General features: G+C 54.0%; 26 protein-coding genes. 15 read left to right on the forward strand and 11 right to left on the reverse strand.

Annotated elements, in window-relative coordinates:
* Window positions 1–84: 84 nt before the first annotated feature.
* Entirely contained in the window at window positions 85–1,242 is a 1,158-nt protein-coding gene (locus RAL90_RS01265; protein ID WP_306252719.1) for a hybrid sensor histidine kinase/response regulator, read from the forward strand.
* A 65-nt stretch (window positions 1,243–1,307) separates the two neighbouring features.
* Here RAL90_RS01265 and RAL90_RS01270 read toward each other — a convergent pair whose 3' ends face one another.
* The 5 genes from RAL90_RS01270 to RAL90_RS01290 all read right to left on the reverse strand — a co-directional run bounded on the left by RAL90_RS01270 (window position 1,308) and on the right by RAL90_RS01290 (window position 6,677).
* Window positions 1,308–2,633 (reverse strand): TadE/TadG family type IV pilus assembly protein, encoded by a 1,326-nt coding sequence (locus RAL90_RS01270; RefSeq protein WP_306252720.1) that lies wholly within the window; start codon window positions 2,631–2,633, stop codon window positions 1,308–1,310.
* Window positions 2,634–2,720: 87 nt separating this feature from the next.
* Window positions 2,721–3,980, reverse strand: a complete 1,260-nt coding sequence (locus RAL90_RS01275; RefSeq protein WP_306252721.1) for a TadE/TadG family type IV pilus assembly protein — start codon at window positions 3,978–3,980, stop codon at window positions 2,721–2,723.
* 83 nt (window positions 3,981–4,063) lie between these two features.
* The gene (locus tag RAL90_RS01280; RefSeq protein WP_306252722.1) at window positions 4,064–4,732 is read right to left on the reverse strand and encodes a hypothetical protein; all 669 of its coding nucleotides are present in this window, start codon (window positions 4,730–4,732) and stop codon (window positions 4,064–4,066) included.
* Between the two features lie 248 nt (window positions 4,733–4,980).
* On the reverse strand, window positions 4,981–5,463 hold the full coding sequence (locus RAL90_RS01285) for a TadE/TadG family type IV pilus assembly protein (protein WP_306252723.1): 483 nt from the start codon (window positions 5,461–5,463) through the stop codon (window positions 4,981–4,983).
* Between the two features lie 137 nt (window positions 5,464–5,600).
* Window positions 5,601–6,677 (reverse strand): fatty acid desaturase, encoded by a 1,077-nt coding sequence (locus RAL90_RS01290; protein ID WP_306252724.1) that lies wholly within the window; start codon window positions 6,675–6,677, stop codon window positions 5,601–5,603.
* A gap of 88 nt (window positions 6,678–6,765) precedes the next feature.
* Here RAL90_RS01290 and RAL90_RS01295 point away from each other — a divergent pair, with 88 nt between their 5' ends.
* The 3 genes from RAL90_RS01295 (at window position 6,766) to RAL90_RS01305 (ending at window position 8,725) form a co-directional block, all read left to right on the forward strand.
* Complete coding sequence (locus RAL90_RS01295) at window positions 6,766–7,557, forward strand: DUF1287 domain-containing protein (RefSeq protein WP_306252725.1); 792 nt, start codon at window positions 6,766–6,768, stop codon at window positions 7,555–7,557.
* 60 nt (window positions 7,558–7,617) lie between these two features.
* The gene (locus RAL90_RS01300; RefSeq protein ID WP_306252726.1) at window positions 7,618–8,256 is read left to right on the forward strand and encodes a head GIN domain-containing protein; all 639 of its coding nucleotides are present in this window, start codon (window positions 7,618–7,620) and stop codon (window positions 8,254–8,256) included.
* Window positions 8,257–8,329: 73 nt separating this feature from the next.
* On the forward strand, window positions 8,330–8,725 hold the full coding sequence (locus tag RAL90_RS01305; protein WP_306252727.1) for a polymer-forming cytoskeletal protein: 396 nt from the start codon (window positions 8,330–8,332) through the stop codon (window positions 8,723–8,725).
* 6 nt (window positions 8,726–8,731) lie between these two features.
* Here RAL90_RS01305 and gluQRS read toward each other — a convergent pair whose 3' ends face one another.
* Together gluQRS and RAL90_RS01315 are read right to left on the reverse strand one after the other, a co-directional pair.
* The gene (gluQRS, locus tag RAL90_RS01310) at window positions 8,732–9,604 is read right to left on the reverse strand and encodes a tRNA glutamyl-Q(34) synthetase GluQRS (RefSeq protein ID WP_306252728.1); all 873 of its coding nucleotides are present in this window, start codon (window positions 9,602–9,604) and stop codon (window positions 8,732–8,734) included.
* On the reverse strand, window positions 9,604–10,140 hold the full coding sequence (locus RAL90_RS01315; RefSeq protein ID WP_306252729.1) for a type II CAAX prenyl endopeptidase Rce1 family protein: 537 nt from the start codon (window positions 10,138–10,140) through the stop codon (window positions 9,604–9,606). The genes gluQRS and RAL90_RS01315 overlap by 1 nt, the downstream gene beginning before the upstream one ends.
* A 50-nt stretch (window positions 10,141–10,190) precedes the next feature.
* Here RAL90_RS01315 and RAL90_RS01320 point away from each other — a divergent pair, with 50 nt between their 5' ends.
* On the forward strand, window positions 10,191–10,703 hold the full coding sequence (locus RAL90_RS01320) for a J domain-containing protein (protein WP_306252730.1): 513 nt from the start codon (window positions 10,191–10,193) through the stop codon (window positions 10,701–10,703).
* Here the strand turns inward: RAL90_RS01320 and tldD are convergent, their stop codons facing one another.
* From tldD to RAL90_RS01340, 4 genes are read right to left on the reverse strand one after another with little or no spacing between them, the layout of a single operon-like run.
* Window positions 10,704–12,122: a metalloprotease TldD gene (gene tldD, locus RAL90_RS01325; protein WP_306252731.1), complete on the reverse strand. Its 1,419-nt coding sequence runs from the start codon at window positions 12,120–12,122 to the stop codon at window positions 10,704–10,706.
* A gap of 26 nt (window positions 12,123–12,148) precedes the next feature.
* Window positions 12,149–12,664 (reverse strand): methylated-DNA--[protein]-cysteine S-methyltransferase, encoded by a 516-nt coding sequence (locus RAL90_RS01330; RefSeq protein WP_306252732.1) that lies wholly within the window; start codon window positions 12,662–12,664, stop codon window positions 12,149–12,151.
* A 12-nt stretch (window positions 12,665–12,676) separates the two neighbouring features.
* On the reverse strand, window positions 12,677–13,894 hold the full coding sequence (locus RAL90_RS01335; protein ID WP_306252733.1) for an amino acid permease: 1,218 nt from the start codon (window positions 13,892–13,894) through the stop codon (window positions 12,677–12,679).
* 13 nt (window positions 13,895–13,907) lie between these two features.
* Window positions 13,908–14,948, reverse strand: a complete 1,041-nt coding sequence (locus tag RAL90_RS01340; protein WP_306252734.1) for an aromatic ring-hydroxylating dioxygenase subunit alpha — start codon at window positions 14,946–14,948, stop codon at window positions 13,908–13,910.
* Window positions 14,949–15,186: 238 nt separating this feature from the next.
* Between RAL90_RS01340 and RAL90_RS01345 the strand changes: the two genes are divergently transcribed.
* From RAL90_RS01345 to RAL90_RS01390, 10 genes are all read left to right on the forward strand, one after another.
* Window positions 15,187–16,392 (forward strand): cytochrome c oxidase subunit II, encoded by a 1,206-nt coding sequence (locus tag RAL90_RS01345; RefSeq protein WP_306252735.1) that lies wholly within the window; start codon window positions 15,187–15,189, stop codon window positions 16,390–16,392.
* A gap of 16 nt (window positions 16,393–16,408) precedes the next feature.
* Window positions 16,409–18,052, forward strand: coding sequence for a cytochrome c oxidase subunit I (ctaD, locus tag RAL90_RS01350; RefSeq protein ID WP_306252736.1), 1,644 nt, complete (start codon window positions 16,409–16,411; stop codon window positions 18,050–18,052).
* 69 nt (window positions 18,053–18,121) lie between these two features.
* A complete protein-coding gene (locus tag RAL90_RS01355; protein WP_306252737.1) occupies window positions 18,122–18,739 on the forward strand; it encodes a hypothetical protein in 618 nt (205 codons plus the stop codon).
* A 185-nt stretch (window positions 18,740–18,924) separates the two neighbouring features.
* Entirely contained in the window at window positions 18,925–19,320 is a 396-nt protein-coding gene (locus RAL90_RS01360; protein WP_306252738.1) for a VOC family protein, read from the forward strand.
* 43 nt (window positions 19,321–19,363) lie between these two features.
* Window positions 19,364–20,275 carry a heme o synthase gene (locus RAL90_RS01365; protein ID WP_306252739.1) on the forward strand — a complete coding sequence of 304 codons (912 nt, stop codon included), beginning with the start codon at window positions 19,364–19,366 and terminating at the stop codon, window positions 20,273–20,275.
* A 4-nt stretch (window positions 20,276–20,279) separates the two neighbouring features.
* A complete protein-coding gene (locus RAL90_RS01370; RefSeq protein ID WP_306252740.1) occupies window positions 20,280–20,564 on the forward strand; it encodes a hypothetical protein in 285 nt (94 codons plus the stop codon).
* Window positions 20,561–21,154 carry a cytochrome c oxidase assembly protein gene (locus tag RAL90_RS01375; protein ID WP_306252741.1) on the forward strand — a complete coding sequence of 198 codons (594 nt, stop codon included), beginning with the start codon at window positions 20,561–20,563 and terminating at the stop codon, window positions 21,152–21,154. The genes RAL90_RS01370 and RAL90_RS01375 overlap by 4 nt, the downstream gene beginning before the upstream one ends.
* 97 nt (window positions 21,155–21,251) lie before the next feature.
* Window positions 21,252–22,211, forward strand: coding sequence for a cytochrome c oxidase subunit 3 (locus RAL90_RS01380; protein WP_306252742.1), 960 nt, complete (start codon window positions 21,252–21,254; stop codon window positions 22,209–22,211).
* A 9-nt stretch (window positions 22,212–22,220) separates the two neighbouring features.
* Window positions 22,221–22,607, forward strand: coding sequence for a DUF983 domain-containing protein (locus RAL90_RS01385; protein ID WP_306252743.1), 387 nt, complete (start codon window positions 22,221–22,223; stop codon window positions 22,605–22,607).
* Complete coding sequence (locus RAL90_RS01390; protein ID WP_306252744.1) at window positions 22,607–23,362, forward strand: SURF1 family protein; 756 nt, start codon at window positions 22,607–22,609, stop codon at window positions 23,360–23,362. Before RAL90_RS01385 ends, RAL90_RS01390 begins: the two co-directional genes overlap by 1 nt.

Raw genomic sequence — 23,362 nt, forward strand, 5'->3', positions numbered from 1 at the left:
TGCGTCAGTCCAGAACAGCATCAATCTGTTTTTAAGTTTTGCTTACTATAAGTAAGGGTCAATGAGGGATATTTCGACAAGAATATGACGCACGCGACAAAGCCATCACGCATACTCATGACAGATGATGACCCGGTTCTGCTTGAACTGGGCGAAGCGACGCTCACCTCTGAAGGGTATGACGTTGTTACCGCAGAAAATGGCAAGGAAGCGCTGGCAAAGCTGCAGGACGGCTCTTTTGACATGCTGGTGACGGACCTTGAGATGCCGGTAATGAACGGCCTTGAGTTGACGGCCGCTATTCGGGCTGATGCTGCGCTGCAAAACCTGCCGGTCATGGTTGTGACGGGCAAGGATCAGACAGAGGCGGTTGATGAAGCCTATGCAGCTGGTGCCACGTCATTCCTGTCAAAGCCGCTCAACTGGAAACTGTTCGCGCGGTCTGTGAAGTTCGTCCACAATGCGGCGATGAGTGAAAAAGCGTTGCGTGTCGCGCGTGATGAAGCTGAGTCTGCCGCGAAACTGAAACAGGCCATTCTGGCCAACCTCAATCACGAGATGCGCACGCCGCTCAATCATATTATCGGCTTCGGTCAGGTAATCAGCCAGTTTCTGGCGGCCAGCGGCCACCCGGATGAGAAGCAGTATGCAGATCACATTGTCTTTGGTGGTCAGCGATTGCTGAATCTGACATCAGACATGGTCTTTCTGGCGGCAGCCGAAACTGATGGTCTCAGCCTTGATGAAACAGAGCTGAGCCCGCAGGATACCCTGCGCGGGATCGCCTCGTCTTTTGAGGAGCAGGCTGAAGAAAAAGAGATTACCATTCATGTGGCCAGTGAAGCTGCCAAGATGAATATTCTGGCAGACCAGAAACTGACCAATATGATGCTGTCAAAGCTCGTCGACAATGCCATCAAGTTCTCGCCTGAAAAATCAACAGTGACCATCGGTTTCACAGTTCATGAGGAAACAGGCCGCGTGATTTTCTTTGTGCGCGATCAGGGCCCCGGTATTCCGGAAGAAAAGCGTGCGCATATTGGCAAGATGTTTGAGCAAATGGATATGGACCTCTCCCGTGCCAATGAAGGCATGGGCGCTGGCCTTAAAATCTGCTCCCTGATTATTGAAGCCCATGGCGGCAAGGTCCGTTTCAGTAATGGTGTGCAGGGCGGCTTCACGGTCACCGCCAGCCTGCCGGCCGCGCGTATCGTCAAGCGCGCGGCGCAAGCCTGGGCCTGATTATCTCTTTATTGTGAGTGGACTGACCGACCGCATTGACCTGCGCATATCGCAGATTGCACGTATCAGTTTTTCAGAAAAGCGGAACCACCAACCGGGCCGACACCTTCTGGTACGGGTACGGATGTGGCACTATAGTCAGTATTCAGGTAAAGTTTTGGCTTGCCTGTCAGGTGAATTTCTTTTGCCAATATTACGGTAAAGGCAGAGTCTGCCCCGACTGTGCGCTGCGTATTAACGGTCAACTTTCCCTGAGGCAGATAAATGGTGCCGAGCAGTTCGTCGGCAAGATGGGTGAAAATATTGAATTCTTCCACCTGGTTTTTACTGCTGTCTTCCATGAACAGCATACCCGCCATGTCACCGGATTCTGGCGCACTGAAATTCACGGCTGAATTTTTCTGAAATTCAAAATTCGAGCCGGTGCCGGTAAAATAAAATCCTGTCCCTTGCCCACTAACAGAAGAGTTTTTCTCTACGATGAAGGGGCCATCCTTGATGATATAGATGCCTGGGTCAAAGGTGATCTTTACATTCTTGCCAATATGAATGCCGCCGCAATAGACGCCCGGTCGCAGGGTTGCGATTTCATAACGTATAAGATCAGTTAAAGAATCCACCAGGTCATTACCACCGTCATCATCATCGTCTTCTTCACCTTTCTTGCCGATATGATAATTGACTTCATCACAGCCTGCTGAATATGTTGGCGCGGCGCGATCTTTCAACGGGTCGGTGAGGGGCGGGCAGTCAGTGACGATACTGACAGAACTTTTTTTCGCATGATTTACGACGCCACCGGAAGAACACAACAAATCTGCGGAAACGTTTGTCTGGGCAGCGAGTTGCACCGTATTGTGGGAGGTTGAGTTTGAATATAAACTGCATCCATCAGCCATCATTTCGGCGTTGTCCTGGAAAACAAAAGTATTAGGGTCCTTGTCATCCAGTGCGATGGCACAGATCTTGGACGAGCCGGTTGCGATGGCTGTGCTGTCCGCTTTGACGAGGCCATTATCCGGGAACAGGTTCTGACCCAGCATCCCGTTCACCTGCATCGATAAATGCACATAAACTTCGCCATCATCCATTTGTACCTGAACATTCTTGGTGAAGCTTTTTCCGCCAAACTTTGAGCTCATGCGTGAGTCTATGACACTGTTGACCTGTGTTTGAATACTGGATTTGCTGGCATTCGCCAGAATCATTTCTCGTGCGCCCGCAATGGCAGAGAAATCCGCAATATTCTGCAAGTCGTCCACGGACCCGCGATAGCGCGCCATATCCATGGCACCAGCCGTCATCAGCATGAGCACAGGGGACGCAAGCGCGGCTATCATTGCGAAATTGCCGCTCGTATCGCGGAAAAATCTGCTGATCAGTTTTTTCATAACGTCTGTGAATGTGCCATTAAAAATTTAAGAATTGGCTCACATTTATAGTTAATCCGAACCCCAATTAAGGGTGGGTGGTCCAAATTATTGTTTTAGATAGGCAGAGCCGCCAACCGGGCCTACACCTTCTGGCACGGGCACATCTGTTGCAGCATAATCGGAATTCAGATGCAGAGAAGCATTGCCATGAAGGTGGAGCTCATTGGCTAGAATGACAGTGAAAGCTGAATCCTGACCAACAGAACTATTCGTATCAATTTTCAGCTTGCCTTTGGGAATGTAGATTGTCCCCAGTAACTTCCGGGCACCGCTTGTGAGAATATCAAAATCCTCAACGTCGCTTTTGGTTCTGTCTTCCATAATCAGAAGCCCAGCCATCTCGCCATTGATCGGTGCTGAGAATTCTATTTCTGAAAGGTCCTCAAATTTCATATAGGAGTCTTTGCCGGTGAAATAGAAGCTGACTGCGTCACCTTTAACAATAGCTTCCTGCTTAATCAGAAGTGGTCCATCTTTTATGATATAGGTGCCAGGCAGGAATTTAACATTGGTTTCGTTCTCAATTTCCAAGCCCCCGCAGTAAACACCGGGACTCAATATGACAGATGCATATTGCTGTATCTTCATGGCCACTTCATTACACCCATTTAAGAATTTGGGCGCAGCACGGTCTTTCAGCGGATCTTCAAGCTGAGGGCATCCGTCAATAAAAGAGGTCGCTCCCTTTTTGCCATTGGATTTTATCCCGCCTGCCACGCATAAAAGATCTGCTATCAGTTCTGCGCCGTTGCCAATATCCGCTGCATTCGGGTGTGTGGAATTCGTATAAATACTACACCCCAGAGCTTCCAATCTTGTATCACCATCAGCATGAAAAGCATTTCCCTGTTGAGAAGGGTCAAGAGAAATGGCGCAGATTTTGGAAGAAGCTGTTGCAATCGCTGTGCTGTCTGCCTTGACCAGACCGTTATCCGGGAACAGGTTCTGCCCCAGCACCCCGTTCACCTGCATGGAAAGTGAGACATAAACTTCAGCATCATCCATGCGCACATCAATATTTTTGGTGAAACTTTTGCCCCCGAATTTTGAGGCCATGCGTGAAGTCACAACATTGTTCACCTGGGCTTCAATGCTGCTCTGTTCGGAGTTTGCAAGCACCATTTCGCGTGCACCTGCAATAGCAGCAAAATCAACGATATTTTGCAGTTCGTCCACAGAGCCACGATAGCGCGCCATGTCCATCGCACCAGCCGTCATCAGCATCAGCACAGGGGACGCAAGCGCAACAATCATGGCGAAATTACCACTCGTATCGCGGATAAATTTGCTGATCAGTTTTTCCATAACGTCACTGATCATGCCATTAAAAATTTAAGGAAAGGCTCATGACGTTGGTTAATAAGGCGTAAACTGATAGAGCTTATCAATCAGTTTGTAAGGTAAATTGATCCGTTTACTGGGCCTACGCCCTCCGGAACGGGGACATCAGTTGCGCTGTAATCCGAGTTCAGGAATAACGATGATCTATTTCCCACATGAATTCTCCATGCGACGATGACTGTGTACGCTGAGTCCTGCCCGACCGAACTGGGGGATTGTACGATTATGCGACTTCTCGGAAGGTAAATTGTGCCCAGCAGTTCATCTGTCAGGTGCCTGGCGATTATGAATTTTGTCCGTGCTGGTTTGTTCCTGTCTTCCATGAATAACATTCCCGCGAAATCGCCAGTTTCTGGCGCTGTAAATGTTACGGCTGACCCTGCAAGAAAATTGAAGTAAGAATTTTCACCTGTAAAATAGAAGCCTACGCCTTCACCATTAACATGGGAATTTCGATCAACAATGAAGGGCCCGTCCTGAATGATGTACGTGCCTGGTTCGAATTCTACCTGGATATTTTGTCCGATGTTGATACCACCGCAATATACACCGGGACTCAGCACTGTGTGATCATTGAATTCCATTGCGTCGATTGAATCATAATTTACAATATTGTCGTCTGCATTGTTTTCTGGATCGTCGATATCATCATCGACATCATCGACATCATCACCGTCTTCACTGTTCTCCTCCTCGGTTCTGATAATGTCGCCCAATTCGAGATTGACCTCCTGGCAACTGGCAGGATACTGAGGTGGCCGCCTGTCTTTAAGAGGGTCATCAATAGACGGACAATCAGTGATCAGTGACGTGCTCGTCTCATTCCGGGAGCCTTATTTCACGCCGCCTGCAGAGCATAGAACATCAGCGTATACTCTTGACGCGTCTTTCAGGCGAGCAGCTTCGGTATGGTCAGAATTGACATAGATACTGCAGCCATCCGCCTGTAATTTGCTCCTCCTACTCATCGTGAAGGATCCTTTTCTATGAGGAGAGAGACTGATGACGCAGATTTGCGAAGATCCGGTGGCGATTGCATTACTGTCTGCTTTGACCAGGTGTCCAGGCCATTATCCGGGAACAGGCTTTGGCCCAACATTCCGTCAATTTGAATTGAAAGATCAACAGAGACTTGACCGTCATTCATGCGCACATCTACCAGCTTGGTATACGTTTCTCCGCTGAATTTTGACCCCATGCGGGATTGAATGACATTCTGCACAGCGGTTTCAATGCTGCCTGCATTCGAGTTTGCCAACACCATCTCGCGCGCGCCGGCGATTGCTGCAAAATCTGCAATATCCTGTAACTCATCAACAGCCCCGCGATAGCGCGCCATGTCCATCGCACCAGCCGTCATCAGCATGAGCACAGGGGACGCGAGCGCGGCAATCATTGCGAAATTACCACTCGTATCGCGGATAAATTTATTGATCAATTTTATCATAACGACACTGACCATGCCATTAAAAATTTAAGAAACGCCTGATAGGCGTAGTTAAGAAACTGTGAAAACAAGACCAGATAAGCGGTCAGTTGAGCTGGCAGGCAGCTTTGCCGAGAAGGCCAAACCCCGTTCAGTTCTCAGGCCGGGTCAGCGGGCATGTTGAAGCGCTCAAAGTAGGTTGGCGAGGTGGGCTGGCCGTCAAAGTCTGTCCAGCAGCGCTTGCGGTAGTCATACAGCTTGCAGGCCCGGACAATCTGCCAGTATTCCGGCCAGTTTACCCTGAACCGGGTTATGTCATCTGTATGCAGGGCGTTCAGGCGTTCCTGCGCCACGGGCAGGGCATAAATGGGTGTTGTCGGATTATCGTGATGTGCCGTATGCCGCATTACTTCGGCATAAAGCGGGATAACGCCTGTGGGCAGTATGGTGTCAACGGTGCCGCGTATATGGGCATTATGATGGCTCCAGTCATCCAGCCGGTCAAACCAGTGCACACCCGGATTCGTGTGCTGAACATATATCGTAAAAGACAGCAGCGCGTTCCAGATGATAAAAGGGATGACGGATGCCAGTAACAGGGCAACCCATAGAGACCCTTGCGGATTGACAAGCGCCTTCAGCCCCAATGTCAGCAGGATGAGCCCGGCGCAGAAAAAGACCACGAAGCCGCTGTCAAATACATGTTTGCGCCAGTGGATGCGCGTCTCTCCCCAGATCGGCAGGATGACCTTGGGCAGAAGATACTGGCTCTGATAATAGATCAGATGGCCGAATGGGCCTCTGTAGACACGCTCCAGCCATTGCCGCCATCCGGGCAGGGTACGGAACTCCTCCGGGCTGAACGGTGCCCAGACATCATCCACGCCTTTCAGGTTTGTGCGCCCATGGTGATTGATATTGTGCACCTGCTTCCACAATGAGGTGGAGTGCAGCAGAAAGCCGAAGGCAAAACGCCCGCCCCAGCGGTTCCAGAAGCGCGTCCGGAAGAAGGCATTATGCACGCAGTCATGGCCGATGGTGAACAATACCGAGAGTGTGATGGTGTGCACCATGCAGGCCAGCACCCGCACCCAGATTGGCGCGTCGGATAAGGTGACCAGTAAAGAGAGAATATAGAAGGCAAACGCGCCGCCGAGATAAAGCGACGCCTTCAGGTCACTTTTCTCCAGCGCGGCATCCATGTGCCGCTTGTCGGCAGGCGCTGTCACAGACATGGCGTATTTCCTGTCACCAATACGTTTTCATACTAGCCAAAACAGCCTGTCTGGCAAATCAAGATGTGTTGGTGTCATGGCACACGCCATGCGTGTATATCCCCGGTGGGCTTTGCGCGTGCAGACATGTTCCCGGCGGGCGCATTTTGATGCTACGCTGAACCAGCGCGCGACCGAAGGAGATGTTGAGATCATGAACAGACAATGCATATTTCCCCGGCACCATTTCGCCCTGTTGCTGGCTGCTGTCGGCCTGTCCATGGTTTTTGCCAGCACCAGTGCCGGTATGAGCGCCAACGCGCAGGAAACGGCTGAGTCGCAGAATTTCGGTGCGTTGCTGGCGCAAGCAGCGCTGGAAAGTGTGCGCCGTGACCTCCAGTATAATGGTAGCTATGTCGGCCTGGATTACCCCTGGGGAGATGTGCCCGCCACACAAGGGGTCTGTTCTGATGTGCTTGTCCGTGCCTATCGCCGTCTGGGCGTGGATCTGCAAAAGCGCCTGCATGAGGACATGCGTGATGATTTTGCAGCCTATCCCAGCCAGCGGGTCTGGGGTCTGTCACGACCCGACCGGAATATCGACCATCGCCGTGTGCTCAATCTTGAAGTGTTCTTCACCCGGCAGGGGGCGGCCCTGCCCGCCAGTCGTAATCCGGCAGACTATCAGCCAGGGGATCTGGTCAGCTGGATGGTGCCCAAATATGGCGGTGGCACAACACCGCATATCGGAATTGTCTCGGCGCAAAAGGCCGCCGACGGTACGCCGCTGGTCATTCACCATCTGAGTGGTACACCGCGCCACGAGAATGTTCTGTTCCTCTGGCCGGTAAAGCGGCATTTTCGCTATCATATACCGGCGCAGAGCCGGGACCGTGCTTGATTTTGACGCCCGGGGGCGGCAGTATCCCCGTAGGGCGTTGTAACTTTTGGAGATTACAACATGCAGAAATCTGCACTTACGCTTGTGGCAGTGATGGGGATCGCTGTTGCACCAGCTTTTGCCATGGAATCACAGGACTATGATTTCAGCGGCTTTGACCGCGTCAGCGTTTCGTCCGGCTATGATGCCGAGATCAGCGTTGGTGATGATTTCAGCGTGCGGGCTGAAACACGCGAAGGCGGCAAGCTGGAATGGATGAAAATCGGCGTTGACGGCTCAACGCTTTCTATTGGCAAGAAACGCAATATCAACTGGAACTGGAGCGGTCCGAAAACGACTGTCTATATCACCATGCCATCGCTGGTGGATCTGGATGTTTCTTCCGGTGCGGATGCGATCGCCAAAGGTATCGATTCTGAAACTTTCAGTGTTGAATCCTCAAGCGGCGCAGACGCAGAAGTTTCCGGCAAATGTGGCCGCATCAGTGCTGATGCATCTTCCGGTTCCGATATTGATGCAAAAGGTCTGATCTGTGAAATCGGTGACGCGGATGCGTCGAGCGGCGCAGATATTGTCATGCATGTGAGCAAAGAGCTGAACGCTGATGCTTCTTCCGGGGCTGACATTGTGGTTTTTGGCGGTCCGAGCGTCATGGACGCGGATACGTCAAGCGGCGGGGATGTCACCCTGCGGCGCTAACTGACTTGGAGGTGCTGCGGGTTCGGCTGGTACGAAACCTGCAGCATCTATTCTCAACAAACAAAGGTCGATCATGTTCAACGCCAACACTGAAATGAAGTGTGATACTGTTCTTGCCCCCGGGTGCCAGCTTGAAGGCAAGCTGACCTGCAAGGGCCCCAGCAGGATTTCAGGTATTGTTGAAGGCGATCTTGTGTCTGACGATCATCTGGTGATCGGCGCCGGGGCCGAGGTCAATGGCAATGTTCTTGGCAGCACCATTGTGGAAGTTTACGGCACGGTGAAAGGCGCGGTGCGCGCGGCTGACCGGGTTATCCTGCGGCAAGGCTCCCTTGTGGATGGCGAAGTTGAATGCCCTTCTATCGTCATTGATGAGGGCGCAAAGTTCAATGGCATCACCAAAATGTCCAAGCCGGACATGGCGACACCGGAGCTGAAAGTCGTCGCAGGCGGTCCGCAGGCTGAATAGGCACCCCTAGTCCTGCAACAGATCGGCGATCTGCGCCTTGACGTCCGCGGTCCTGACGCCGCTCTCGCGCATCTGCTTCAGGGACGGGCTCTCATCCCGCTTTGAAAGTTTTTTCCCTGCATCATCAGTGAGCAGACGATGATGCTGATATACCGGCTCGGGCAGGTCCAGCAGCACCTGCAGTAACCGGTGAAGATGAACCGCCTGTTTCAGGTCATCGCCGCGAATGACATGCGTTATGCCCTGTAAGGCGTCGTCATGCACAGAAGCAAGATGATAGCTGGTGCCAATATCCTTGCGGGCGATAACGGCATCACCGAAGATTTCCGGTGTTGCCTTGTGTCTGGCAACCAGCATCTCGCCACCAGAGGATCGCTCGGCGTAGCTTATATCAGACCAGTCAGTACAAAGCATATCACGCGCTGCCCGAATGCTCAGGCGCCAGGCAAATGGCGTGCCCTGTTCAATCAGGTGCGCCTCCTCGCTTGCTGGCAGTGGCTGGCCGAAATAGACAGGCCCGTCTGGCCCGTGCGCGCTCATCTCCGGATTACTGTCGATGATGGTCATGAGTTCCTTGCGGGAGAGGAAGCATCTATAAACAACATGTGCGTCAATCAATTTCTGTAAGGCCTTTTTGTATTCAGGAAAATGCGCTGTTTGCCGACGCACAGGCGTCGGCCAGTCAAGTCCGAGCCAGTCAAGATCGTCAAAAATCGCGGATTCATATTCATCGCGGCAGCGTGTGAAGTCTGTGTTTTCGATTCTCAGCAGCATCTCCCCCCCGGCCTGCCGGGCAAAATGGGCAACGGTCAGTGCAGAGAGCGCATGGCCCAGATGCAGATAGCCCGTGGGCGAGGGCGCAAAACGGGTGCGAAACATCAGACTGCTCCTGTCAGGAAATCCGGCCCACCAAACAGGCCTTTCCAGGCGACCACCACGAGCCAGTGAAACAGTATCGCAGGCCAGAGGCTGTTACTGCGCAGGGTGATGAGCGTGCAGGTGATGCCCAGTCCAGCGGCAATCATCAAAAAACGCATGTCTGAAAACAGTGGCCCGGCATCCGTGAGAAAGTATGTTCCGTTCAGCGGGTGCCACAGAATAAACAGGCACAAGAGAAAAATCGCCGCCATTGCCCTTCCGGGCCTGCCAGCCAGCAGGAGCAACGGGCCTCGAAACACGATCTCTTCCAGTAAGGCGGGGGCGAAAAACGCCACCAGCATCACCGGCAGCAGCCCCGCCGCCGCCGCCGGCTGCCACTGCAACAGGCCGCTGGTCAGCCCAAAGGGTACGGCGATCAGGCCGAACACGCAGGCAATGCCGCCCGCTTCAATCCACGTGCGCCGGGTTGGCCAGGCAAATGCCCGGCCTGCGACACTGGAAAAGTCGCAGTCGTGGTTAATTCCCGTTAATGGCATATTCCCTGCAGGTTCTTCCCTAACAACCTGTAAAGCATAAAGAGTGTGCCATGTTTGAAAAGTCCGCCCCTCAGTCAAGTCAGACAAAAATACTGGTCCATTTTGTGACAACCGGCGACAAGGCGATTGAGGGAGAGATGCATCTGCCCACTGGTCAGACATTTGCGATGTTCATGAATGGCGGGGAACCTTTCGTGGAAGTGGAAACCAGCGCGGGCGAGACGCGGCTTGTGGCCCGCAACAGTATTATTGAGGCGCGGGAGATCATGCCGGTGCCCGCCGCTGAGACAAATCCATATGCCATTTTGAGAATTCAGAAAGGCGCGTCACTGGGGGAGGTCAAGGAGGCGTGGAAGCGCCGCATGAAAGCCTGTCATCCCGACCGGATTGCTGCGCTCGATCTTGACAGCGAGATTGTCTACGCCGCGCGCCGGGCAACGCAGAAAATCAACACGGCTTATGATGAGATCATTTCGGCCATGCGTGCTGAAAATCGCGCAGCGTCCATGCGCGCCCGGGCACAGTCTGCGTCTGACAGTACCGGTTTCTCGGCCTATTTTTGATCAGGCTGCGGCACCGCCGACTGTCAGCTTGTCAATCTTGAGGGAGGGCTGACCGACGCCGACCGGTACGCCCTGGCCTGCCTTGCCGCAAACCCCGACACCGGGATCAAGCTCCAGATCATTGCCGATCATGGAAACCTCTTTCATCACCGTCGGGCCATTGCCGATCAGGGCAACATTTTTCAGCGGTGCCCCGATGACACCGTTCTGAACACGATAAGCCTCGGTACAATTGAAGACGAATTTGCCGGAAGTGATATCGACCTGACCACCTGAAAAATTGACGGCAAAAATCCCGTCCTTCACGGAGCGGATGATTTCTTCCTGACTGTGCTGGCCATTCAGCATGAACGTATTGGTCATGCGCGGCATCGGCGCATAGGCATAGCTCTCGCGTCGGCCATTGCCGGTGGCGGCCATGCCCATCAGCCGGGCATTCATGCGGTCCTGCATATAGCCTTTCAGGATGCCATCCTCGATCAGGACTGTGCGGCTTGTCGGGGTGCCTTCATCATCAACCGTCAGGGAGCCGCGGCGTTTCTCCATGGTGCCATCGTCGATCACGGTAACGCCTTTTGCGGCCACCTGTTCGCCCATCAGGCCGGCAAAGGCGGAAGTGCCCTTGCGGTTGAAATCGCCCTCGAGCCCATGGCCAACAGCTTCGTGCAACAAAACGCCGGTCCAGCCGGGGCCAAGCACTACTTCCATTTCCCCAGCCGGGGCTGCCTCTGCTTCGAGATTGGTCAGTGCCTGCCGCAGGGCTTCATCCACCTGACCCTGCCACTGTGCCGGGTCAATGAAACGGGCGTAGCCTTCGCGGCCCCCAACCCCGTGACTGCCGGTTTCCTGCCGGTCACCGTCACCTGCCGTGACAGAAACATTCAGCCGCACAAGGGGGCGAATATCGCGCACGAGCTGGCCACCGGGACGCATGATCTCCACCGAAACCCACTCACCGGACAGGGAGCAGGAGACCTGCCGCACCCGGTCATCACTGTCCCGGGCATAGGCGTTGATTTCTTCCAGAAGCCGGGTTTTGACCTCAAAGGGGACTTCATCCAGCGGATTGGCTTCATCATAGAGCTTCGTATTTGTGCCAACCGGCCCATCTGCCAGGCTCACATTCTTGCCGGTTTTGACAGCTTGCACCGAGGATGCCGCCCGTTTCAGCGCGGCTTCGGAAAAATCCGATGAATGGGCGTAGCCGGTGGTTTCATTGTCCACGGCGCGCAGGCCAAAGCCCTGGCTCACATCGTAGCTCGCATTTTTCAGACGGTTGTCGTCGAAAATGAAGGCTTCTGACTGGCTGTATTCCAGATAAAGCTCGCCATCCTCAAAGTCGTTCAGGGCATCATCAACAATGCCTTGGGTGCGGGAGCGGTCGAGGTCGGTGCGGGAGAAGAAAAAAGAATCTGACATACCGTATATGTGGATGATGCCGGGGCTCAGATCAACTCCAGTTGACGGTCACGATCGTCAATGGTGAGTCCTTCCAGTCGCAGAAGCGTGGCCTTGGTATCAAGACCCCCACCAAAACCGGTCAGTTTTCCACTGGCGCCGATCACCCGGTGACAGGGTACAATGACCGGCAACGGGTTGGCGCCATTGGCCGCGCCGACAGCCCGGCTTGCATTCGGGTTGCCGACCTTGCGGGCCAGATCGCCATAGGACCAGGTCCTGCCATAGGGAATGGCGGTGAGCGCCTGCCAGACTTTTTTCTGGAAATCGGTGCCCTGTGACCTCAACGGGATATCAAACTGTGTGGCCTCCCCTTCAAAATAGGCCGTAAACTGAGGGATGATTTCGCTGAAAGGGCCTGCATCTTCGCGCCAGTCGCTCTGCGGCTGCCGGTCACGGTGTCCGGTCGTGAAAGATGTGCAGGTCAGGGCGCCATCGCGGCCTGCCAGTAGGAAGTTGCCAACGGGGCTCGGGATGTAAGTGAAAAAGATCGTATCCATCATGATTATCTGACCTCAAAAAGACCCCACGGCAACAAATAGGCAATAGACGATGGCGATGCCGCCCAGCAGCCGGGTCAGGCGCCGGTGCCGCACATCGCGTAATTGTGCCGCAAACCGGATCAATGCTGCCGCAGAAATTGCGTAAACGGCCATAAAGAGCAGTACGGAAAAATCGACAATGGCCAGAAACTGCCCGTTAAGGGTCGGGGAGAGGGTGGCAAACACAACCAGAGTCATAAGGATAGCGATCAGCAGGATATTCCGTACAGGCCGTTCGATATGATTCTCCTCTTTGAGGCCTGCGGGCAGAAATCCCATCACCGCCGCGGCACGGCTGCTCTGGGCTGAAACAAGAAACCAGCCACCGGCACATCCTATGGTGCGCGTAATTGCCGCAATGGCAATCAATGCCCCGAACCCGGCGCCTGCAACTTTTGTTGCGGCATCTGCGAAAGGTGCAGAGGATGCAGCCATTTCTGCTGCTGGCAAGATACCAAACAGCGCCGCGCAGGCTGCGGCATAAAGCAGAGCGGCCATACTGACACCGCCGACAGCTGCGATGGCAAGATTACGCCGGGGGTCTTTAACGACAGCCGCGACAGCATTGGCGCTTTCCAGCCCCAGAAAAGCCCAGAAAATTGTCAGAATGGTTGGCGGGATGGATGCTGTCAGCGGTGCATCGCTGACATTCCAGGAAGATGCGAAAAGGTCAGCATCAAAATGAATCATACCCAGAGCCGTCACTGCCAAAATCGGCAATATACCGATGATAAGTGTTGCCCCGGCGATCCTGCCCATCTGTTTGGCGCCGGCCAGATTAGCCAGCGCCAATCCCCAGATCAGACCAATAAGGATCAGGCTTTCCATAAAGCGGCTGATGCCGCCCGGAAACAGGCTGGCAAGATAGCCAACGGCCGCAAGAATAACGGCGACGTTGCCCACCCAGCAGGAAATCCAGTATGCTGCCCATGACAGAAAACCTGCGCCACGGTTGAAGGCGCTGACCGGATAATCGGTCAGACCTTCTTTCTGCGGACGGATGGTCCCGAGAAGTGCATAGACACAAGCGAGGATTGCCGCGCCGATGGCAGCAACAAGCCAGCCGATCATGCTGGAAGAGCCGGTTTGTGCAAGGCCAGCAGGGAGCAGAAAAACGCCGGAGCCAATCATGTTTCCCGCGACCACGAATGTCGCGAGCATCGGTCCCAGTTTCTTCTCGTTCTGGCTCATGCGTTCTCCGTGGTCATCCGTCGAGCTCTAGCCGGCTGCGTATCTGATCCTGAAACCAACGAACTGCACCTTCATGACGGGGGGAGAGCGGGCCGGGTTCATAGACACCGGAGGTCAGGTTTTTCTGGACGCGCTCACAGATCCACACATCTTCTGCCGTGACCGCGTCGGAAAGTTTCAGCATCGCTTCCAACTCATCACGGCGTGCCGGATCGAAGAAATAGAGATAATCCAGCCGCGTCCGGTCCGGGCCGACGGGCGAAATGCGCTCCATCATCACCCCATGCTGATAGACATTGATGCCCAGTAACGGAAAAACCCAGCCCCAGAAGCCCGTATAGACGGCGTCTTCCCCCTTTGACGGGGCTGTGTGCACGGCGACCTGATCATGCATTTCGACCTGATAATCCTCAGAGACAATCTCTGCATCAAGGGTCGGATGCAGGGTCGGCACATGATAGCCTTCGAGATAATTCTCCACATAGGCTTTCCAGTCACAAGCAATCTCGTGGCTGCGGCGCAGGGCGAAGGGCTGTATTGCCGTTTCTGGCCATGCCTCCTCGATCGGGGCCATCAGTGCAGCCAGCGGTGCTGCGTCCTCATCCATCACCACAAACAGGAAACGACGCCATTGCTCAAGCCTGACCGGTTTCAGCCCGAAGTCTCGCGGATCAAAGCCTGCGGCGTTCCCGAAATCACGGGCGGCGCGCAGACGGCCATCCAGCATGAAACGCCAGCCGTGATATTTACACGTCAGCTCGTGGCCGCAGTTCCCGGTAAACTCTGTTGCCAGGGGGCCAGCCCGGTGCGGACAGATATTATAGAAAGCCCGGATTTCTTCATCTGCTCCGCGCACCAGCATGATTGATGTGCCTGCAAAATCATCCGTAATAAAGTCACCAGCAGATGCCAGCATGTTCTCATGGCCCACGAGGCGCCATGTTCTGGCGAAAATAGCCTGTTTCTCCCGTGCGAAGACATCGCGATCGCCATAAAGGGCAGGGGACAGCGCGCGTATAAGTTCCGGCGTTTCCCGCTGGTCAAAGTCAGCCATGAGTGATTACCCCAACAGTTTGATCGTGTGATCCTAACACAGAAGCGATTGTGATTGGTATCGGGCTATCTGCAATTATCCAAAGCGGCGGCAACAGGCACATCAGCTGAAAGAATCGCTGTGTTTCTGCAAAAATCGGTCTATATCGCCTTGAAGATTGACAGCGTGAGGCTCATAAGCGTCGCAAAATTTGCGCCCGTGCCGCAGCTATCTGACCAATAGAAAGACCTTTTGGCTTATGTCCGTAAGACCATTTTTGAAATCAATGCCTGCTGCTGCCGCAGCTTTCGTAACCACACTCCTGATGCTTCCGGCGCTGGCCAGCCAGCCCGAAGACAAGGGATATTCCTTTCAGGATGCAGCGACACCGCTGGCTGAAGAAGTGCATTTTTTCCATAACTGGGTGCTGATGCCGGTTATAACCTTCATTTCCGTATTTGTGCTGGCGCTGCTTGTCTGGGTTATTGTGCGCTATAACAGCAAGGCCAACCCGGTACCGGCGAAGTTCTCGCACAATACCTTTATCGAGGTTGTGTGGACGGTTATTCCGATGTTTATCCTCGCCTATATCGCACTGTTCTCGTTTGAACTTCTTTACAAGGAAGACGTTATTCCGGACGGCAAGGTGTTCACCTATGAAGGCGATGGCCAGACGGTTGAATATGCTATCGACAATGACTTTCCCAAGTCACGCAAGGTCGCCAACCGCGATCATGTGGATGTCTTCAAGGTGAACCTGACCAACGGGGCGATGGCGAAATTGTCATATCGCGATGATTACACCTTGCGTGATCTGCGTGATCCCATTGTAACGCTGGTCATGAATGAGGCTTTGCGCCCGAATGAAGGCATCAGAATTGTGGCTGGACGCAGCCGCACAGGTCCAAGGCCGTTCTGGGGTGAAGACCGCAGCGTTATCGTGCCGGCACCAACCATTACCATCAAGGCTTCAGGCCGTCAGTGGGGCTGGGATTATGCCTATCCTGACTTTGGTGATTTCGAGTTTGCGTCCAACCTGATGCCGGAAGATCAGGTCTCTGATCCGAGATTGTGGCTGCTGGAAACCGACACGAATGTTGTGGTGCCTGAAGGCGAGACAATCCGTATTATTACAACGGCTATTGATGTGATCCACTCGTGGACCATCCCGGCCTTCTCGATCAAGGTTGATGCTGTGCCAGGTCGTCTGAACGAGACATGGTTTCAGGCCCCGGCCTACAGGCCCAATGGCGTGAACAAGTATTACGGCCAGTGTTCGGAAATCTGCGGTATTGATCATGCCTATATGCCCATCACTGTCGAAGTGATGCCGCGTGAGCAGTTCAACACCTGGGTTGATGAACAACGCGACTTCAATGGCATGGAGCCGATGTTCGCAACCAAAGATGAAACACCGAAATTTGCTGCGGCTGTCGCTGACACAGCTGACCAGCTGCAAGACTAACTGAGGGAAACTGACAATGGCTGACGCAAAAACTGCAGATCACCATGACGACCACGTGCCATCCTTTTTCGTGCGCTGGTTCTGGTCCACAAACCACAAGGATATCGGGACACTATACCTGATCTTCGCTATCCTCGCTGGCCTGATCGGCGGGGCGATGTCTGGTCTGATGCGCATAGAGCTGGCTGAACCTGGTGTGACGTTCCTCACCAGTTTTACCGACCAGACCTTGCCACCAGAAGCGCAGCTGGCAGCGGCAAAGAACTTCTATAACGTGCTGATTACCTATCACGGCCTGATCATGATCTTCTTCATGGTGATGCCCGCCCTTATTGGGGGCTTTGGCAACTGGTTTGTACCGATCATGATCGGCGCGCCGGACATGGCCTTCCCGCGCATGAACAATATTTCGTTTTGGCTCTATGCGGCTTCTGCGGCCCTGTTGACGCTATCCATGTTTGTGCCCGGTTATGCGGGGCAACTCGGCTTTGGCGGTGGCTGGGTTCTCTATCCGCCGCTCTCGACGCAGGGCACAGGCCCGGCGATGGACCTGTTGATTGTGTCCTTGCACCTTGCCGGTGCTTCCTCGATCCTCGGCGCGATCAACTTCATTACGACGATCTTCAACATGCGTGCCCCTGGCATCACCTTGCACAAGATGGAACTTTTCCCCTGGGCTGTGCTGGTCACGGCGTTCCTGCTCGTGCTGTCTCTGCCAGTGCTGGCTGGGGCGATTACCATGCTGTTGACGGACCGTCTGTTTGATACAACCTTCTTTGATCCTGCTGGCGGTGGTGATCCTATTCTGTATCAGCACCTGTTCTGGTTCTTCGGACACCCGGAAGTCTACATTCTTATTCTGCCAGCCTTCGGGATTATCTCTCACATCGTTGCGACATTCTCCAAAAAGCCGGTTTTTGGCTATCTGGCGATGGCATATGCAATGGTGGCGATTGGTTTTGTCGGCTTCATCGTCTGGGCACACCATATGTACACGGTCGGCCTTTCGGTGGACATGAAAGCCTATTTTGTGGCGGCCACGATGGTGATCGCGGTGCCAACCGGCGTCAAAATCTTCTCCTGGATTGCGACAATGTGGGGCGGCTCAATTGACTTCAAGGTGCCAATGCTCTGGGCCATTGGCTTCATCTTCCTCTTCACGGTTGGCGGTGTTACAGGTGTGGTGCTTGCCAATGCCGGTATCGACCACGCGCTGCATGACACTTATTATGTGGTGGCGCACTTCCATTACGTGCTGTCACTCGGTGCTGTGTTCGGTATTTTTGCGGGCTGGTATTACTGGTTCGAAAAAATGTTCGGCGTGAAATATAATGGCTTCCTGGGCGGCTTGCATTTCTGGACGATGTTTATCGGGGTGAACCTGATCTTCTTCCCGCAACATTTCCTTGGCCTGCAGGGGATGCCGCGTCGCTACATTGATTACCCTGCAGCCTTTGAGTACTGGAACTACATCTCTACTGTTGGCTATCTGATTACAATCGTTGGTGTGCTGATCTGGCTCGTTGGTGTGGCTGAAGCCTTTATCGTCCGCCGCAAGGGTGAGGCCAATCCATGGGGTGAAGGCGCAACCAGCCTCGAGTGGACATTGTCCTCTCCACCACCATTCCACCAGTTCAATGAACTGCCCAAAATGAAATAGGCATTTTGATCCTATGAATAAAAAGCCGGGCTTCGCGTCCGGCTTTTTATGTTTGCGCCAGGAGGGAAGATGAAGAAACCCGGTTCGATTAGGTCTCTGGAAAAGCTCGGGCGTGTCAGGCTCTCGCCATCCTTCTTCATGCGCGATATGCTATATTCTGAAATTTCCAATTATTGCGGTATACAGAATATCCCGGATGACCCGGACCTTGCCATCGCCGCAGGCAACAAATTATGTGAGGAGCTGCTGGAGCCCTTACAGGCACAATTTGGCAGAATCAGTATTCGCTCTGCCTATCGAAGTCCGGCGGTCAATCAGTATGGTAACGAGAATGACCTTGGCTGTGCCAGCAATGAAAGTAATTATGGTCGCCATATCTGGGATCGTCGTGACCCGGACGGTTATATGGGGGCTATGGCCACAATAGTTGTCAACGGGTTCATTCCGTATTTTGAGGAAACAGGAGACTGGCAGGCAATGGCCTGGTGGATACATGACCATCTGCCTTACAGCTCAATGATGTTTTACCCCAAATTTGCAGTCTTCAATATTGGCTGGCACGAAAACCCGGTACGCAAGATTAACAGTTTTATAGCGCCTAAAGGATGCCTGACCCAGCCGGGCATGGCGAACCATGAGGGAACCCATGCTGATCTTTATCGGGAAATGGTGAAAGCCTGCATATGAAAAAGCGGCACTCATAATCGTCCCTGTCATCAATATACGGTTCATCAGTATATCTTCTTTCAAAACCGGCGACTGCCGGTTTCAAGAGCATTTGGCTCTTGCGGGAGAAAAGTCTGAGGGCGCAGTTGGTTCACTTAACTTTCGTTTAACTTTCCCTCAGCCGCAATTGGCGCCAGAGTGTAGTCATGCATCAGGACCATAGAACCTTCCTGGATACCGCCGCCGTCTTCATCGTGACAGACATGAAGCGTTCCGTGCACTGGTACCGCGACAAGCTCGGCTTTGATGTGCCGGAGCCGGACTGGTCGGCTAAGCCAGGCTTCTGCATTGCGCAGGCAGAAGGGGCGGCCATCATGCTGCGGTTGGGCGAGAAACCGGGCAGTTTCAACCGCGACCTCGTGCCGGGGCTTGATCTTTGGGATGCGTATATCTGGGTGCGTGATATTGATGTTATCCACCGGGATTTGCAAAAACGCGGCACTGCCATCCATGATGGCCCAACGCTTAAACCCCATGGCTGCACCGAACTGCGGGTCCTTGATCCGGACGGGTACATGCTCGGGTTTGGCTATTGTCCCTGACCGGAAAAAACGCCATAAGCGCGCGATGACCGAGCAGACCAGCATGAACACAGCCGAACCACGGCTCATGTCGACGGGTGGCACCATGGATTACGTGGCGCTGTTGAAGCCGCGTGTGATGTCGCTGGTCATCTTCACGGCACTGGTGGGTATGGTGGCTGCACCCGGACCGGTAGGTAATATCTGGCTGGCCGCTTTTTCCCTTCTGGCGATTGCTGTCGGGGCGGGGGCTTCCGGTGCCCTGAACATGTGGTGGGATGCCGATATTGATGCGGTCATGTCGCGCACGAAAGCACGGCCTATTCCTTCCGGTCGCGTCGATCGACCCGAAGCCTTTGCTTTCGGTCTGTTTCTGTCGGTTCTGTCGGTCATTGTGCTGGCACTTGCGGCCAATTATCTTGCGGCGGCCCTGCTCGCCTTCACGATCTTTTTTTACGCCGTGATCTATTCCATGTTTCTGAAGCGCCTGACACCGCAGAACATTGTCATCGGCGGTGCGGCGGGTGCTTTGCCGCCGGTCGTGGCCTGGGCGGCAGTCACAGGCACCGCGCCGATTGAGGCATGGCTGCTGTTTGCGATCATCTTTTTCTGGACGCCGCCACATTTCTGGGCGCTGGCACTGTTCAAAAGCGCTGACTATGAGGCGGCCGGTATTCCGATGATGCCCAATGTCAAAGGCGAAGCGCGGACCCGGACGGAGATACTCATCTATGCGCTGATCGTCGCGCCGCTGGCGGTGACCCCGGTCTTTTTCCCGGTTGCCGGTCTTCTCTACGGCGTGATCGCGGCTGTTTTCGGCATGTTCTTTGTCGGCCTGTCTTTCCGGTTATACCGGGCCGGGCCGGGTGCAGAAATGGACAAGGCTGCCAAGTCGCTTTTTGGTTTTTCCATCCTATATCTATTTACATTGTTTGCCGCCTTGCTGGCGGAGCACTGGCTGGGGTTCCATGGCTGATAAGATGACTGAGAAATCGAGCAAGACTGAAAAAAAACCTGATGCGCCCGGGCAGGCTGCACAGGAAACGCCGCAGCAGCGTCCTGACCAGACGACCGCACCTGCCGCAAGCGCAGCGGATTTCCTGTCCATGCATGCCGCTCATGCGACGGGCGAAACCTACACGCCAACGGGTGAAGAACTGAAGCAGCGCAATAAACGCAGCCTCGCGATTGCCGGGGCTATTGTCGTATTTATTGTGCTCGTGTTCACAATAACCGTTTTGCGTATCGGAGGCGCAGCCGGATGAAACTGCCTGCTGACAAGAATTCAAGAACCGCCCTGATTGTTGTGACAGTAGTTTTTGCCATGGTGGGCATGTCCTTTGCCGCCGTGCCAGCCTATCGCGTATTCTGCCAGATCACTGGCTGGGGCGGCACAACGCAGCGTTCAGAAGTGGCTTCTGGCGAAATTCTTGACCGGACAATCACGATCCGTTTCGATGCCACGACCTCAAAAAATCTTCCCTGGCATTTCAAGCCCGAGCAGGTCTCCCAGACCCTGCAGATTGGTGAGACAGGCCTTGCCTATTACGAGGCTGAAAACCTTTCGGACTCGCCAGTGATCGGCAGTGCGACATTCAATGTACAACCTGCCAAGGCCGGCCTGTATTTTCGCAAGATCGAGTGTTTCTGTTTCACAGAGCAATTGCTGGAGCCGGGGCAGCGTGTCTCCATGCCCATGACCTATTATATCGACCCGGCGATTGCGGATGAAGAAAACCTCGATGATGTTACAACCATCACGTTGTCCTATACATTTTACCGCAACGAGAATGCCGAGCGCGAGAAACTCGCCTATAGCGGCAGTGCCGAAACAAACGTTTACGAAAACCGTTGAAAAACATGCACTGCTGGTGCATTTGACTGTTTGAGTTTCAACGCCAAGCGCGTTACATCAACACCAAAATACTGACCGAATATAAGGATGTCCGCTCATGGCTGGTGCTGTTAAACACGATTATCACCTCGTAAACCCGAGCCCGTGGCCGCTGGTCGGGTCTGTTGCTGCCATGATCATGATGCTCGGCGCTGTGACCTGGGGGCATTCCGGCTCTGATGGCATTCTGGTTGGCGGTGCACAGCCTGACACGGCGCTGTTTCAGCTGAAAGGCAACTGGATCTTCTTCTTTGGTTTTTCCCTTGTGCTTCTGACGATGGCCGGCTGGTGGAAAGACGTTGTCGATGAAAGCGTGAAAAGCGGTGAGAATACCAAGCCTGTGGTGCGCATTGGTCTGCGCTATGGCATGGTTTTGTTTATTGCCTCTGAGGTAATGTTTTTTGTCGCCTGGTTCTGGGCTTTCTTCGGTCTGGCCCTGTTCCCTGGTGCCGGCGATGCGGTACTGCTGGCTGACGGATCACAGATGCTGAACGCCGATGGCCTGCCAGCTCATTTGCAAAATGATGCACGGTTACATGCAACTGGCGGTGTCTATCCGCCAGCGGGCGTCGAGCCGCTCAGCCCGTGGCAGCTGCCGCTGATCAACACACTGGTGCTGCTGCTTTCTGGCACGACGGTAACCTGGGCGCACCACGCTCTACAGGTTGGTGACCGGTCCGGCTTCATGCAGGGATTGCTGATCACTATTCTGCTCGGCGCCTTTTTCAGTTTCCTGCAGGCCTACGAGTATTATGAAGTCTTTGCGCTGAACATGTTCACCTTCTCTGGTGAAACCTATGGTGGCACCTTCTTCATGGCGACAGGTTTCCATGGCTTCCATGTTCTGGTCGGGACGATCTTCCTGCTGGTGTGCTATTTCCGTGGCATGGCGGGGCATTTCACCTCAGAGCGTCATTTCGGTTTTGAATCCGCTGCGTGGTACTGGCACTTCGTGGACGTTGTCTGGCTGTTCCTGTTCGCCTGCATCTATGTGATGGGCAATCAGGGTCTCTGGTAGTCGCCACCCGTGTCAGATCACCCGTCGCTATCGCCTTATGCGGCGGGATTGTCCTGCAAATGCCCGCAATGTGGTCAGGGCGACCTGTTCAGTAAATATCTGACCATGGCTGAGCGATGCTATGCATGTGGTCTTGATTACAGCAAGGCCGACAGCGGCGACGGGCCGGCTGTATTTGCGATATTCATTGTCGGGTTTCTGGCGGTTGCTGTTGTTTTTCTCCTGCGTTTCAGTCTGTATCTGCCCATGCTGATCGCGTTTTTGGGCGGTATCATCGTGATCCTACTCTCCAGCTTTTATCTGTTGCCCCGCTTGAAAGCCCTGCTTTTCGCCTTGCAATATGCCAACAAGGCTGAGGTGAGCAGGCTGGATCCGTCCAAGGGGGACGAAGGCTGATGCAGTTCGCGTTCAAACCCGCCCTTACCGTTGCGACGCTTATTGGCCTTGCGATTCTGATCAGTCTGGGCACGTGGCAGGTGCAGCGCCTCGCCTGGAAAGAAGATCTCATTGCGCGTGTCGAAGCCCGCACAAACGCGGAGCCTATCGAATTTGCCGAAGCCTATCGCCGGTGGCTTGAGGGCGAGGACATGGAATATACGCCTGTGTGGGTGCAATTGGTCTATAATCATCCGCGTGAAGCGCATGTGTTTGGCTCGCTTGAAGGGGTGGCAGGCTGGTACGTTTTCACGCCGGCCTCATTTCATAAAAGGCAGCCTGATTTTATTGATGAGGACGCTGTTTTGTACATCAATCGTGGGTTTACTGCTGATACTTTCAAGGCGCGTGAGACCAGACCGGACAGCCTGATCGCAGCGGATGAAAATGATACGCTACCTGTCGTGACGGGTCTTTTGCGCACCCCGCAGGAAAGTCCGGCTATTGCCGGCGCGTTGACCCCGCAAAATGATCCGGCCAGAAATGAATGGTATGTACGCGATCCGATGGTGTTTGCCGGTGCGGCGGGCGTGAAAGCCCTGCCTGTCTGGGTTGATTCAAGCGGCAGTGAGAACCCGGCAGCATGGCCAAAGGGGAATACGACCCGTCTGGATTTCAATAATCGCCACCTCGAATACGCGCTGACCTGGTTTGGTCTTGCCGCCACATTGCTGGTGGTCTTTTTCGCCTTTTCACTTAAACGCCGGGATGCCTGA

The sequence above is a fragment of the Parvularcula sp. IMCC14364 genome (assembly GCF_030758415.1).
In the GTDB taxonomy this organism is placed as follows: Bacteria; Pseudomonadota; Alphaproteobacteria; order Caulobacterales; family Parvularculaceae; genus Aquisalinus.